The following is a 13,477-nucleotide window of genomic DNA, read 5'->3' on the forward strand; positions in this document are numbered from 1 at the left end:
GATGTGTATAAGAGACAGGCTCTGTCTGGGTCGACGGCAGCCGGGATGGGAGCTCCCCGCGCAGGTCGTCTCGCTGGGCACCGTTGAGGTTCAGGACCACAGTGAGATGCCGAAAGTTGGTGTGGGTAACTCCGCGGCTCCGGGCCTCATCGTCGAACGCATTGAGGAGGGCTTGCCGGGCCTTCCTGTACGGCTGTCCGGCGTGAGAGGAACGGGTCCCGCTGACTGCCCGCTCGACCTTCGCTAGATGGGCCGCCTGGTGCGAGGTCGGCTGGTTCCCCGGTGTTCCCCGTGGTTTACCCGCACAATCTGGCACGGCCTCAGGACGGCCGGCGGTTACGTCCAGGGAAGTGGTGTACGGGTTGCGACCTGATCCGGGGGTTTGCTCCGGCATCGGGATGGTGCCCGCATAGATGAACGGCCACCGGCTGATCTTCGAAGTGTCGAAGCCTCGAAGGAGATCAGCACGATGACCGCACCCGATCGTCTGGCCCTGACCGTGGCTGACCTCTGCATGTGGCACGGTTGTGGCACGAACCTCAGCCGACGACAGTCAGCCACGACGGCGGGTGCACTGGCCGACCAGGCGCGCGTATGCCTCGCTGCACCCCCACCGGCCTCAGCCACGCTATCGGAGGTGTCGTTGGCGACAGCCAGCAACGACGGCCGAACTTCTCACAACGGCGGGTAGCTCTACGTGACCCCGGTCGTTTGCTGGCCACCGCAAGAGGACTGGCTTTTTTCTTACCCTCAGTTAGAGGGCGCGCCATGCTCGGCGAGCCTATCAATACGAGTAAGTACCTGAATCATCTCGTCGGCCACCTCTTCCTTACGGATATGCCTTGCGAGCGCACCAAAGGAAACTGCCTTCCACTTTCCCTTCTGCAGGTATTCGTTCATCTCTGACAAAATGTCTTTAGGTGGGCATACGGAACGTCTATATTCCACGTCGGCCCATTTCAGTGCAAAATCGGCCAGTGTGGATGCCGTGATATTTACCTCGTGGAGCTTGGCTGATCTCTCTGTGGCCTGCCGCTCAAAGTTGATCTTTGCAAATACGTCACCATACATATTTTCCATGATCACGTTCATTGCTTGTTCGACCTCCGCCAGCGGGCATCCAGAGAGTCGAGAGATAGCTGCGGGTGAAATAAGGTAGCTTTCGAGTTCCTTCTTGTGCCATACATGGCAATGCAAGCCCGCTTCCGCCAGCTTTTCCGACACGGCCTCCACCTGTGCTGGCGTCCGGTAGTCGCGGTCAAGGATAATGATCGAGCCGACCGAACCCTTTAGAAAGTCTTTGACGAGCCACCCGAAGGCTTCAGCGCTGCCCCAATGGCTGTATCCATTGATAGGCACAACCGCCAGCTCCATGTCGGCCACGACATTAGTGAAGCTAAGATTCTTGGCGAGAATTCTTAGTGTCCTCAGATCCTTCCCTTCGACAAATACCACTCCTTTAGCTCTCAGTGCTTTCGCCATGCCCAAATTGAAAGCAGTGCCAAGTGTGGAACTGAGGATTTCCATACCCTCCTTCCGTGGGGCGCGAATGGCTCTCCTTTTTGACTTATCAATCCAAACGATCGCCTTACTGTCGGCTTCGGCCAGTACTTCGCTAGAGTGCGTCGCTAGTACAACCTGAATGCCCAGGGAGTCGATCAGTCGAATCAAGCGACGCTGCAAGTCGGCATGCAGAAAGACTTCGGGCTCATCGAGCACAAGCGTAGGAAAATTCTTCAGTCGGTAGATGTGCAATAGGAGTTGAAGCCAGATCTGTACGCCATCCCCGGCCCACACAAGCTCTTTCTCTTTGCCACTCCCAGGTTCCGTATAGAAGACATCAATATTTGTCTTTGGGCCATATCGAACAACGGGGACGGAGATCTCAATTCCACCCATCCAGGGTTCAGCGAAATCCAGGAAATCGTTCCATTCGTCGTAGTCTCCACTCAGGATGCGCAGCTGATTCCTGAAGTGGCGGCTGCTAAGTCGAGACGTCTGATTCTTCCTGACGTAGTCTGTCGTCAGGAATTCCTCCTCATGCTCGAGGGGAGTAAGTGCTGGAATGATTCCGATCGATGAGTATTCCTCTTTCACTTGTTTAGGCGTCTTTGGGATCCTTCCCATAACGTCCAGCAAATAAAAGTAGGGGGTGTCATCCCCTCCGGAAGTGCTCTCAGGCCAAATTGCCAGCAGCTTGCAACCGTTCTTCCAAGTCAATTCGAGGCTTGTCTCGTTGCTTTCTCTGAACTCGTGACGCACGCTCTCATTGAGGAGTTCGAACTCTTTTACCGGGATCGGATATCCTTGGACCCAGGAGTCGCCGTGCCTGCGACTCAGGGAGAACCTGGCCCGCTTCGCATTCCGCAGGCATGCTTCAGCAAACTTGAGTGATGACAGAATTGTGCTTTTCCCGGCGCTGTTCGGCCCCACGAGAAGCGATGATTCCTTGAGTGTGATGGTGAAGTCCTCGAAAGCTTTAAAGTTTCGAAGTCTGATCCTATCGATCATCGCATCCTCCCCAGCTGCGGCGTACTACAAGCCCGGAGACGGTGCCCGGCAGGCTTGATGTGAGGTGATCATAAGAGAGGGGGCAGGATGGCGGGCGTTGTTTCCCAATTCTGGGCATGTGGCATCCGCGGCTCTGATCGATAGGCGTTCGATGCAACGAACATGCGAACCCCGCTCAGTCGCAGCTCGCTGAGGCCTCTGCCATCGGTAGCTCACCATTGATAGCGCGGCACGGGCGCCGGCCGGGCTGGAGCGGGACGAAGGCAGGAGTGCAGGCCCGGCCGGGGGCCGGGCCGCGCGCGGGGAGCGGAGCGAGCCGCCTTGAACCCGTGAAGAAGGTTGTAACTCAGGCTACTGGTGGGCCTGACGGGTCCTCGGTGGCTTGAGCTTCCTTGGTCATCGCGAGGCTTCGGGATTCCGCGGCTGCTCGCCGGAGGGCGTCGGCTACCTGGTCGGCGTCGTCGGCGGAGAGCTGGATGTCTTGCGTCCAGAGGATCGACAGCCTGATGTTGCCGGTCGCGAGATTCAGGGCTACGTCGGCCTCCGCCCCGGTGCCGGTGACGTCCCGTGCCTCCAGGTTGAGATCGCTTCTGAAGACGCTCATCGTGGTTGCGTCTCGTCCTCGACGGCTGTCAGCTCCCAGAGGGGGGCTGCGTATCGATCCGGTCGGCTATGGAGGAGCAGTGCGCGGAGGTCTTCGCGCTGGCTGCCGGGAATGCCCAAAGCCTCGGTGAGCCGGCGGAACGTCGTGTGGGTGACTCCGCGGCTTCGGGCCTCGTTCTCGAAGTCGTCGAGCTGATGCAGCACGGTGGCGGGATCGAGTTCCACCGCCGGCTGGTCCTTGAGCCAGGCGGCCTTGTTGCGTTCGTAGTCGATTTCCGAGTAGCCGCAGACCTCGCGGCTGTGCGCCTCGACCTCGTCCAGGGTGCTGGTCGAGAGGATGGCGCGGGCCAGTTCGTTGCGGTTCAGGGCGTCGTCCAGGTCGACTTCGTGGAGCGTCGGGCCGGCGTCCGTGAGTGGGATGGGGAGTCCTGCATCCCGGACTTCGCAGATGCCGCGTATCCCTCGTGCTGTCGCTGCGAGCATCCCGGTTGCCTCGGACGGGTGCCACTCCAGGACTGCGCTGACCGGCTCAGTGTCCTTTGCGGTGAAGGTGTGGACGAGGGGGCCAAGCAGGCTGCGCACCTCGTCGGGCGGAAGTTCACCGTCCAGGCCGGGGCCTGCGACCAGGAGCCGCACGGGAGCGTTCACCTGGCAGCACGCGGCCAGAGTCAGAGCGTCGGCAAGCGGGCTCTTGAGCGTGGGCTCATCGCCTCGCGCGAGGATGTCACCTCCCACGTCCAGGAGGTCGATTGAGTCCGGCCTCAAACGGCTGATCAGCTCTTCGAGTTGGCGCGTGACACCTTCGACGCCGTGATACGGATCGATCAAAGCGAAGGTGTGCGGGAACTCTGCCGCGAGCCGGGGGAGTGTGGAGCCTGCTGGAGCGATCGGGCGGGCTTCGGCCGGCACCGACCAGACAGACGGGGTGAGTGGTTCGAGTCCCGTGAAGTCGGCGGGGCCGCGGGGACCCGGGACCGGGTCGACCAACAGGCGGTCCCACGCGTAGGTGAGGATCACCGCCTGGTCGGCGTCGCCGTACAAGGCGGCGTCAAGCATTGCGGAGGCGACTGCGTCGCCCCCTCCTCCTGCTGCGACGATCAACCGCGTCATGTGCGCAACATTACGGGTTCGGGGTCTGGCCACTCACCCTATAGTGGCTAGAGGCCATAGCCACTTGGACGAGGAGGGGACATGCCTCAGATCGAAGAGGCGCAACCGAAGTATCTCCAGATCGCTCATTACATCCGCGATCAGATCCTTCGGGGCGACCTCAGGCCGGGCGATGAGGTGCCCTCTGAGCGGCAGCTTGCGACGAACTGGAAGGTGTCCAGGCCGACGGCCGCGCGGTCGTTGGAGGCGCTGAGCAACCAGGGGCTCGTCGAGAAGCGGCAGGGCTCTGGCACGTACGTGCGCAGCCTTGAAGTGAACCGCAGGGCACGGGAGTTGTATGGGCGGGCGCGGCAGACGGGGAAGATCTACACCCCTGGTGAGTACGCGGTCATCACCTCGGCCGGCTGGTTGGATGCTCCGGATCACGTTGCTGAGGCGCTGGGTCTGGTGAAGGATCGGCGGGCCGTGCACCGTCGGCGCGTGACGAACAATCAGGACGGGCCCATCGCCCTGTCCACTTCGTGGTTCGCGCCGGACGTCGGGCAGCGGGCGCCCAAGCTCCTGGAGCCGGAGCGGATCCAAGAGGGCACCCTGATGTACGTCGAGAACATGACGGGGCGGCAGGGGAGTTACGCCGAGGACCGGATGTGTGCCCGGCAGGCGACCGACGAGGAGTCGGCAGACCTGCAACTCGACTCTGGATCCGCGGTCTTGATCGTGCACCACGTCGTCTTCGACCTCCAGGACCGGCCATTGGAGTTCGCCGAAGCCACGTACCCGCCGCAGCGCTGGGCGTTCGAGCAGGGCTACCCCCTCACCTGAGCGCACTTGATGGATCGTCATTTGGCGGTTTCGCTTGCGCAGCGTGAGTGGCTAATGCCACCATCCATTAAGTGGCTAAGGCCACTTAATGAAGGGGGCACGTTGTGACGGGTCAGCGGCCGGAGCAAGGCGCGCACTTAGCTTGCCGGGGATGCCGTGGGCGGGGCTGGAAACGCGTCAGCTCGCGCACGGCCCTGGTGCTGTCCACCGTCGACGACCGTGCCCGTGCCGCATCGAAACGGCGCTGCCTCGACTGTGACGGCAGCGGCAAGGAGTGAGCACGGATGGCCTTTACGATCGATCGCTATCCCTCTGAGGACTCGCCGCGACTCGGGGCGATGACCCTGTATCCCGTCGCGGAGTCCGTGCACCTGGCCAGGCGTTGGTTCCGGAAGTTCATCGCTCCGTACAACCCGGCCTGTTCGGTCGACGACTGCGTACTGATGATCTCGGAACTCGTGACGAACGCCATCGTCTACGGGCGGTCCGATGAGGTGTGGCGTGTTCGGGTGGAGTGGTTCCGGGACGGGGCCTCGCTCAAGGTCGAGGTGCACAACGCCGGCTTCCCGGCCAGGGTGAGGCTGCGGCAGCCTGACGCTGTCGACGCGCACGGGCGCGGACTGCTTCTCGTCGACTCCATCGCCGAGTCCTGGCACTCGGGGCCCAGTCGCTTCGGCGGGACGGTCGTCTCCTTCGTGATGGCCGATGCCTGGCCGACCTGAAGGCGGAGCCGGGTTCTTTTCTATATGCACTGTCGCTAGTCTGATTGACCAGTTGACTTGGCCAATCCTGACGGGCGGCGTGCATGGCGTATGAAGTAGAGGCGCCGAAGTACGTACGCCTCGCGCAGACGATTCAGCAGCGCATCGAGGACGGCACCTACCCGCCGGGCACGAAGGTCCCCAGTGAGAATCAGCTGGTCCAAGCGTTCGGAATGTCCCGCCCTACCGTCGTGCGCGCCCTTGAGCTGCTGAAACGAGACGGTTGGATCGAGTCCCGGCAGGGCTACGGCACCATCGTGCGGGGACGGCCGGCTGACGTCGAGCATCAGGAACGCCGCGGGCGCGAAGTGCTGGAGCGGGATGAGTTGCGGACTCCTGGACGCCTGGTTGTAGTGGACCAGGTGCCGGTTCCGGCGCGTGTGGCCTCCGTGCTCGGGCTGCCCAAGCGGGCCAAGGTCCTGATGCGCCGGTTCCTGGTCGAGGTGGATGGCGAGGCTGTTGAACTAGCGTCCTCGTACTTTCCGGCCGGCCTCGTCGAGGGCACTGAGTTGGGTGGCTCCGAGCCGCTGGGCGTGGGCGTCCGAGAGCACCTTGAGGGCCGGAAGAAGGTCCGATTCGACCATGTGACGGAGCGGGTCTCGGCCAGGATGCCGGATGCCGGTGAGGCCGAGCTCCTCGGCCTGCCTGATGGCGTGCCCGTCCTCAGCGTCCTGGTCGTCGCCCGCGACGCGTCCGGCCAGGCTTTGCAGGTCTCTGACGTGCTGCTTCCTGCTGATGGGCAGGAACTCGAAGATACCTACCGACTCGGCTGAGTTGTCCGGATGTGCGGGTCACGCGCGCTGCGTAGTGCGGTGGCTCGTCTCAGGTGCGTCGACCGGCGAGCCGGTAGACCACGTATGTGAAGCCGAGGATGACGTCGACGGCTGCCCATAGGCCGATGATGAGCCCTACGCCGATTGTCGTTCCGACTTCGCTCGCGTCTTCACACAGCTTCAGGTCGTCGCCTGTCAGGCTTCGGCAGTCTTCGGGCGTGCCGCTGGCGGTCGAAGCACCCGTGATCACCCAGATCAGGAACAAGAGCTGGACGGCAAGAAAGAGCCACAGGAAGACGCGTCGTCGCTTCTTCGGTTGGGCCGGCGGCTGCCCGCCCTGGTAGGGAGTGCTTGGCGGGGGCCCCTGTGGCGGTGTCGACCGGACGTCCCGTGGTGGCGTGGACCCTTGCGAGTCACGTGGATCCCATGGCTGTGGACCTTGAGCGCGGTCTCTTCGGCCCATGTCCCGCCCTCCTCTGTGCTGGCTGGCTTCATGGTGCGCTCGCGGTGCTGGCGACGCTCGTTGACGGGCACGGGAAGCACTTGACAAGTCAACCTGGCATCTCTAACTTCGAACTTGCTAAGTCAACTTGTCAGGTGGCGAGTTGGTCGACTTCAAAGGAGAAATCTCTGTGCGTGTGATCCGCGTTGACGCCTCGACCGCGACGATCCTGCTCACCGAAGCGCCGGCGCCGAAGGTGCGTGACCGGCAGACCGGTGAGATCGCCAAGGACGCCGTGAGCGGTGAGGCGCTGATGACCGTCGGCGTCGTTTTCATCGACGAGGGGGACTCGTCGCTCATCCAGGTCACGGTGCCCGAAAGCGGTGTGACGGAGGGCCTGGCCGTCGGCGCTCCGGTGTCCCTGCCGGGGCTCATCGCCCGGCCGTGGGAGAGCGTGTTCAACGGCCAGCAGCGGCATGGCATCGCCTACCGGGCTACCGCGATCGCGCCGGGTGCCTTCCCGGTCCCGGTCGCTCAGGCAGGCTGATCGTCGTGACGGACCTGATCACGTTGGCCGAGCTGGGCACACCGCTCGCTGCGATAGGCGGCGCAGCCTACGTCCGGCACACCAACCCGGCCGCGTACTGGTCCACGGTCGGGCTGCCGGTCTCGGTGGCCCGGCTGCTGGCCTCGTACTCCTCGACCATGGACGCCTGCGGTCTGACCGTCGAGCCGTCCCGGTTGCGGGTGCTGGCCATCAAGGCGACCAGCCGACGGGAGATCCGTCCGGTTCCGCCTCGGCGGGGCATCATCCGGCCTACTACGACCGGCCTGCGCGTCCGGCTCCGCCTCGCTCCGGGGCAGGAACCCGCCGACGTCGCCGCCTCGGCGGAACGACTTCGCCATGCCTGGGGCGTCCACGGCGTGTACGTGAAGGACGTCAAGCCCGGTGTCGTCGAACTACGGCTCATCGGCTTCGACGTCCTGCGCAAGGTCCGGATGCCCCGACGGATCGAGGACGGATTCCTCAAGGTGCCGGTGGCACTGCGGGAAGACGCCACGGCGTTCCTACGCGACTACCGCGCCGTCCCACATGAACTCGTCCTCGGAGCAACGCTGTCGGGCAAGTCCATGTACCTGCGGAACCTGATCACCAGGCTAGCCCGGCAGCCCGTCGCTCTGGTCGGCGTCGACTGCAAGCGGGGCGTGGAGCTGGCTCCGTTCGCTTCCCGCTTTACCGCGCTGGCGACCGATCCGGGCGAGGCTGCCGAGCTGCTCCCGGTCCTGGTCAAGGAAATGGAGGACCGATACGACCTGATCAAGGCTCGACAGGGGATCGCCCCCGGCATGCCCGACGAGGAGATCACCTCAGACATCTGGGGACTGCCCGGGAGCGAACGCCCGGTACCCGTCGTGCTGTTCGTCGACGAGGTGGCCGAACTCTTCCTCGTCGCGAGCCGCAAGGACGAGGAGCGGCGGGATGAGATGGTCACCCACCTCATCCGCCTCGCTCAGCTCGGCCGTGCGGCCGGTATCTACCTGGAGGTCTGCGGGCAGCGCTTCGGCGCCGAGCTGGGCAAGGGCGCGACCATGCTGCGGGCTCAGCTCACCGGCCGCGTATGCCACCGCGTCAACGACGAAGCGTCGGCCAAGATGGCCCTGGGCGACATCGCCCCCGAAGCGGTCTACGCCTCCTGCGCTATCCCTGCCGAGTTGCCGGGCCTGGCCGTGGCTGGTGACACTTCAGGCGGCTGGTCCCGCATCCGTACTCCGTACCTCTCCCTCGCCGCCGCTGCGGCCACCTGCCGGGACACGGCTCACCTCGCTCCGGACGTTCCGGCGCTCATGCCGTTCCGGCCGTACGTCCCGCCCGTAGTCCTCGACAGCCCCCAACCGGTGCCCACCGCGCATCTCGCCTCCTCCACGCCGGAGGAGTGAGCGATGCGCACCCACCGCATCCGCATCGACCCCGTACTGGTCCAAGCGGCCATCGCCGCCGCGCTCTCCTTCGCGCACCTGCACGACCTCGCTGCGGCGGCCGGACAGGACGGCTGGAAGGCGTGGGCCTACCCGATCAGCGTTGACCTGCTCCTCGTCGCGGCCTGGCGACGGCTGCGCTCCGGTGCGGCGAAAGCCGCTGGCTGGTGTTGGTTCGTTGTCGCCCTGGTCGCGTCGCTGGGCGCGAATGTCGCCACGGCCGGCCTGCTCGACCTCGGGGACGTCCCGGCTTGGCTGCGCATCCTCGTCGCCGGGTGGCCCGCGGTCGCCTTCCTCGGCGGAACGCTCCTCGCGCATGGCACCCCGGCCCCGGACAGAGACGAGGCTCCGGTCACGCCCGTCACGACTACCGCCCCAGCGCTGCCCGCCGTCGACCCGCAACCGGCCGCACAGCCCGCCGCCGCCCCTGTCCCGCCCGCGCTCGTCGCCCTCGCTCGCAAGGTCGCCGACGACCACCGGACTCGGACCGGGACTGACATCGATACCCCAACCCTTCGCACGCGCCTCGGCGTCCCGCTGCCGCTCGCCGAATCCATTGCCGCCCAACTCACCTGACCCCGGAGGACTTTCCACCTTGCGTCCGTCCACGCTCCGCGCGCTCAACCGCGCAGCCGAGCTGACCCGTCAGAACCGCCTCACCGAAGCAATGCTCATCGCCGAACCCGTGATCCTCACCGCCGACGAGTACGAGGGCGCAGAGATCCGGCGGTGGCTGCTCGACCACGTCGCCGACTTCACCGGCGAGAACCACGACGAACCGAAGGAGCTGCCCTGATGTCCATCAACCGCCGCTTCCGCAACGTCGTCCGCATCGGCCCCGTCCAGGTCGGCACCGCCTACGACGGCCGCGGCCGCGAGAAGCACACCGCCGTGTGCACTGCCCCCCGCTGCGACTTTTCCAACGACTTCGACACCCGCGCCGCCGCCGAACTCGCCGCCCGCACCCACCGCTGCCGCGTCCGCTGAGGGGACCCCGTGACCGTCTCGCTCCCGCTCGTCTTCGTCCTGGGCGTCATCGCCTGGGCCGCGATCAAGTTCCTCGGCGTGCGCATGTGGGTCGCCGTCGTGATCGCCCTGTTCGGCTTCTGGCTCTCCCACACCTTCCTCGCCCCCGCCATCGAGTCCGGCACCCGCTCCGGGGTCGGCGTCGTCAACGGCGACAACCGCTGAAAGGAGCTCCGCCATGTTCCGCCCCAAGCTGCCCGACGTTCCCACTCCGCCGTCGACCCTCATCCCGCAGCAGCACCACCAGCACAACCCGGCTCCGACCGCCGCCGGCCGCTCGCTCAGCCCTTACGCGGGTCTGGTCGCCGCAGTCCTGGTCGGCGGAGTCGTCCTCACCGCGCTCCTGGCGGCCGTCGCCATCACGGCCGTGTCCGTGGCCATCGCCGCCGTGGTCCTGCGCTCCTTGCTGAACGACGTCAAAAGGCGCTGACCGGCCGCCGGGGCGGCAAACGCCGCCAAGCATCCCGCCGCCCCGGGGCCGTCCCTCCCAACCGCAGAAACAGCCGAAAGGAAGTCCCATCATCACCCGGCAGACTCCGCCCCCGCTGGCGGAACTCTCCATGCTGGCCTCCCTCGGCACAATGCCCGAGCTGGCCCGCCAACTCTCCGGCCTGGGCGGCTGCACCCACCCCATCCGCCTCGACGGCCACCGCACCGAATACGCCGTCGACACGGCAACCGGCGAAATCGGCCGCACCCTGCACCACCTCGACTCGACCGCCCTCCCGGCCGGCCAACTCCTCGTCCGCTGCAACAACCGCCGCGCGACCCGCTGCCCTGCCTGCGCCGAGACCTACCGCCGCGACACCTACCACCTGATCACCGCCGGACTACGCGGCGGCAAAGGCACCTCGGACCAGGTCGCCACCCATCCCCGCGTCTTCGCCACCTTCACCGCCCCCGGCTTCGGCCCCGTCCACAACCGCCGCACCGACGGACGCCCCTGCCGCTGCGGTGCCCGCCACGACGAGAACGACAGCACGTTAGGCACGCCCCTCGACCCGGACCGGTACGACTACGAAGCGGCCGTGCTCTGGAACGCCCACGCCGGGCACCTCTGGCGGCGCTTCTCCATCTACCTCCGCCGGGAGATCGCCAAGCGCGCCGGCCTCACCCAACGCACCTTCCGCCACCATGCCCGCGTCTCCTTCGCGAAGGTCGCCGAGTATCAGAAGCGCGGTGCCGTGCACTTCCACGCGGTCATCCGCATCGACGGCCCGGAAGGCGGCGACACCCCACCGCCCGCCTGGGCGACGGCAGAGCTCCTGACCGACGCCATCCAGGCCGCAGCCTCCGCCGCCCGCGCCGACGGCCCGACCATCGACGGACGCGCCCATAGCTTCGCCTTCGGCCGCCAACTCGACGTCCGCACGATCCGGTCCGCCGACTTCGACGACGGCCAGGAGCTCACCGAACGAGCCGTCGCCTCGTACATCGCGAAGTACGCGACCAAGGGTGCCGAGACGGCAACGGGCACCCTCGACCGCCCGCTAAAGTTCCTCGCCGAACTCGCCCAGGCACGCATCAGCGAACACGCCCGACGCATGATCCGCGTCGCCTGGACCCTCGGCGCACGCCCCGAGCTCGCCGAGATCCGCCTACGGGCCTGGGCGCACATGCTCGGCTTCCGCGGCCACTTCTCCACCAAGTCCCGCCGCTACTCCACCACCCTCGGCGCGCTCCGCACCGCCCGCGCCGACTGGCGACGTGCACAGGTCGCCCCGGTGGTCGAGACAGAGCCGACGGAAACGACCCTCGTCCTCTCGCACTGGGTCTTCGCCGGAACCGGCCTCTCCCGCGCCGAAGCCTGGCTGTCCGCATCCCTCGAACCGGCCCCCGGAACGGAAGGAGAACCGACATGGATGCCCGTCGCGACGAGCTGATGACCGTTCGCCAGGTCCTGGACGAGCTGGGCGGCGTCTCTCGCCGCACCTTCTACCGCTGGCGGGAGCTGGGATACGGCCCGGCCGCGTTCAAGCTGCCCAACGGAGAGCTCCGGGTATGGCGGAGTGACTTCACCACGTGGCTTCGACAGCTGGAGGCAGCGGCGTGAAGTCCCTTGACGTGAAGGTCTGGGCGGTTCGCAAGCGGGACACCAAAACGCCCTCGTACGGTGTCCGCTGGTCCGTTGCTGGCAACGTGCTCTCGGAGTCATTCCGCACAAAGGCGCTCGCCGACCACTACCGCACGAAGCTCATGCGAGCGATGCGCGACGGTGAAGAGTTCGACACCGAGTCGGGCCTTCCGGCCTCGATGGAAGAGAAGAAGTCGGCCGTGTCCTGGTACGCCTTCGCCCTCAGATACCTCGCCATGAAATGGCCCCATGCCGCCCCCAATACGAGGGACGGCATCAATGAATCCCTCACCAGCGTGACGCTGGAGCTCCTCGACGAGCGTGCCGGACGGCCGTCCGATGAGGTGATCCGCAAAGCGCTGCGCAACTGGTCCTTCGTCTTGCCGGGGCCCGACGATCGGGAAATCCCGGACGACGTACGGAACGTTCTCCACTGGGTGTCCAAGGCCTCCCGACCGCTCGCCGATCTTGCTGATCCAGCCACGGCCCGAGCGGTCCTCGACTCGCTGAAGCTCAAGCTCGACGGCACGGCGGCAGCGGCAGAGACCGTGCGGCGCAAGCGTCGGACCCTCGTCAACGCTGCGAACTATGCGGTTGACCTGGGGGAGCTGCGCGAGAACCCCATTACGGCTGTCCGCTGGCAGAAACCGAAGGTGTCCAACCAGGTTGACCCGCGCGTCGTCGCCAACCCGGAGCAGGCGCGCAACCTCCTGGCGGCCGTCTCCTATGTGGGCGGATACCGGCGTGCCCGCGGCCGTCGTCTCGTGGGTCTGTTCGCCGCGATGTACTTCGGTGGCCTCCGGCCGGCTGAAGCGGTCGGCCTTGTCGAAACGGATCTGATCCTCCCCGACGAAGGCTGGGGCTCGGCGTTGCTCCACCGGACTCGTCCGTCGGTTGGCAAGCAGTGGACTGACTCGGGGGAGACCCACGACGATCGCGGGCTGAAGAACCGGCCGACCGAGGACGTCAGACGAGTGCCCATTCCGCCCCACCTCGTGGCCATGTTCCGCGAGCACCTGGCCACCTTCGGGACCGCGGACGACGGGCGCCTCTTCTCCAGCGAGAAGGGCTCGGTCGTCCCGTCCTCGACCTACTACCGCGTGTGGCAGGAGGCCCGGCTTCTCGCGCTCCCGCCGGCCATCGCCTTCTCACCGCTCGCGAGCCGCCCGTACGACCTCCGGCACTCGGCGCTGTCGACTTGGCTCAATGCCGGAGTCGATCCCACCGAGGTGGCCGAGCGCGCTGGCAACAGCGTTGAGGTACTGCTGACCCGCTACGCGAAGTGCCTGGACGGACGGCAGGACGTTGCCAACCGGCGTATCGAGGATCTGCTTCGTGAGTACGAGTGACACCGCCTGAATGTGTCCGAGGCCCCTGG

Annotated in this window: 17 protein-coding genes; 13 read left to right on the plus strand and 4 right to left on the minus strand. The window is 65.8% G+C overall.

Going from position 1 to position 13,477, the window contains the following annotated elements; translation table 11 throughout:
- Nucleotides 1–750 precede the first annotated feature (750 nt).
- The 3 genes from ACFWBD_RS33205 to ACFWBD_RS33215 form a co-directional block, all read right to left on the minus strand.
- Entirely contained in the window at nt 751–2,511 is a 1,761-nt protein-coding gene (locus ACFWBD_RS33205) for an ATP-dependent endonuclease (protein WP_385675107.1), read from the minus strand.
- Nucleotides 2,512–2,857: 346 nt separating this feature from the next.
- The gene (locus ACFWBD_RS33210) at nt 2,858–3,115 is read right to left on the minus strand and encodes a hypothetical protein (protein ID WP_385675110.1); all 258 of its coding nucleotides are present in this window, start codon (nt 3,113–3,115) and stop codon (nt 2,858–2,860) included.
- Nucleotides 3,112–4,224: a DUF1152 domain-containing protein gene (locus ACFWBD_RS33215; RefSeq protein ID WP_385675113.1), complete on the minus strand. Its 1,113-nt coding sequence runs from the start codon at nt 4,222–4,224 to the stop codon at nt 3,112–3,114. Before ACFWBD_RS33215 ends, ACFWBD_RS33210 begins: the two co-directional genes overlap by 4 nt.
- A gap of 81 nt (nt 4,225–4,305) precedes the next feature.
- Here ACFWBD_RS33215 and ACFWBD_RS33220 point away from each other — a divergent pair, with 81 nt between their 5' ends.
- The 3 genes from ACFWBD_RS33220 (at nt 4,306) to ACFWBD_RS33230 (ending at nt 6,580) form a co-directional block, all read left to right on the plus strand.
- Nucleotides 4,306–5,046 carry a GntR family transcriptional regulator gene (locus ACFWBD_RS33220; protein ID WP_385675115.1) on the plus strand — a complete coding sequence of 247 codons (741 nt, stop codon included), beginning with the start codon at nt 4,306–4,308 and terminating at the stop codon, nt 5,044–5,046.
- A gap of 284 nt (nt 5,047–5,330) precedes the next feature.
- Nucleotides 5,331–5,768 carry an ATP-binding protein gene (locus ACFWBD_RS33225; protein WP_057603433.1) on the plus strand — a complete coding sequence of 146 codons (438 nt, stop codon included), beginning with the start codon at nt 5,331–5,333 and terminating at the stop codon, nt 5,766–5,768.
- An 83-nt stretch (nt 5,769–5,851) separates the two neighbouring features.
- Entirely contained in the window at nt 5,852–6,580 is a 729-nt protein-coding gene (locus tag ACFWBD_RS33230; protein WP_385675117.1) for a GntR family transcriptional regulator, read from the plus strand.
- 49 nt (nt 6,581–6,629) lie between these two features.
- On the opposite strand, the gene ACFWBD_RS33235 is transcribed toward ACFWBD_RS33230, so the two are convergent.
- On the minus strand, nt 6,630–6,845 hold the full coding sequence (locus ACFWBD_RS33235) for a hypothetical protein (protein WP_385675120.1): 216 nt from the start codon (nt 6,843–6,845) through the stop codon (nt 6,630–6,632).
- A gap of 367 nt (nt 6,846–7,212) precedes the next feature.
- Here ACFWBD_RS33235 and ACFWBD_RS33240 point away from each other — a divergent pair, with 367 nt between their 5' ends.
- The 10 genes from ACFWBD_RS33240 (at nt 7,213) to ACFWBD_RS33285 (ending at nt 13,448) form a co-directional block, all read left to right on the plus strand.
- Entirely contained in the window at nt 7,213–7,569 is a 357-nt protein-coding gene (locus ACFWBD_RS33240; RefSeq protein WP_385675122.1) for a hypothetical protein, read from the plus strand.
- A gap of 5 nt (nt 7,570–7,574) precedes the next feature.
- Entirely contained in the window at nt 7,575–8,960 is a 1,386-nt protein-coding gene (locus tag ACFWBD_RS33245; RefSeq protein WP_385675125.1) for an FtsK/SpoIIIE domain-containing protein, read from the plus strand.
- A gap of 3 nt (nt 8,961–8,963) precedes the next feature.
- Nucleotides 8,964–9,575 carry a DUF2637 domain-containing protein gene (locus ACFWBD_RS33250; RefSeq protein ID WP_385675127.1) on the plus strand — a complete coding sequence of 204 codons (612 nt, stop codon included), beginning with the start codon at nt 8,964–8,966 and terminating at the stop codon, nt 9,573–9,575.
- A 19-nt stretch (nt 9,576–9,594) separates the two neighbouring features.
- Nucleotides 9,595–9,795: a hypothetical protein gene (locus tag ACFWBD_RS33255; RefSeq protein WP_099936267.1), complete on the plus strand. Its 201-nt coding sequence runs from the start codon at nt 9,595–9,597 to the stop codon at nt 9,793–9,795.
- The gene (locus tag ACFWBD_RS33260) at nt 9,795–9,986 is read left to right on the plus strand and encodes a mobile element transfer protein (RefSeq protein WP_385675130.1); all 192 of its coding nucleotides are present in this window, start codon (nt 9,795–9,797) and stop codon (nt 9,984–9,986) included. The genes ACFWBD_RS33255 and ACFWBD_RS33260 overlap by 1 nt, the downstream gene beginning before the upstream one ends.
- A 9-nt stretch (nt 9,987–9,995) precedes the next feature.
- On the plus strand, nt 9,996–10,190 hold the full coding sequence (locus tag ACFWBD_RS33265; protein ID WP_037680541.1) for a hypothetical protein: 195 nt from the start codon (nt 9,996–9,998) through the stop codon (nt 10,188–10,190).
- Between the two features lie 13 nt (nt 10,191–10,203).
- Nucleotides 10,204–10,455, plus strand: a complete 252-nt coding sequence (locus ACFWBD_RS33270; protein WP_385279966.1) for a SpdD protein — start codon at nt 10,204–10,206, stop codon at nt 10,453–10,455.
- A gap of 130 nt (nt 10,456–10,585) precedes the next feature.
- The gene (locus ACFWBD_RS33275; protein WP_385675133.1) at nt 10,586–11,908 is read left to right on the plus strand and encodes a replication initiator; all 1,323 of its coding nucleotides are present in this window, start codon (nt 10,586–10,588) and stop codon (nt 11,906–11,908) included.
- The gene (locus ACFWBD_RS33280) at nt 11,884–12,078 is read left to right on the plus strand and encodes an AlpA family transcriptional regulator (RefSeq protein ID WP_132888890.1); all 195 of its coding nucleotides are present in this window, start codon (nt 11,884–11,886) and stop codon (nt 12,076–12,078) included. Before ACFWBD_RS33275 ends, ACFWBD_RS33280 begins: the two co-directional genes overlap by 25 nt.
- Nucleotides 12,075–13,448 (plus strand): tyrosine-type recombinase/integrase, encoded by a 1,374-nt coding sequence (locus ACFWBD_RS33285; RefSeq protein WP_385675136.1) that lies wholly within the window; start codon nt 12,075–12,077, stop codon nt 13,446–13,448. Before ACFWBD_RS33280 ends, ACFWBD_RS33285 begins: the two co-directional genes overlap by 4 nt.
- Nucleotides 13,449–13,477 lie beyond the last annotated feature (29 nt).

The organism is Streptomyces sp. NPDC060002 (assembly GCF_042737245.1).
Taxonomy (GTDB): domain Bacteria; phylum Actinomycetota; class Actinomycetes; order Streptomycetales; family Streptomycetaceae; genus Streptomyces.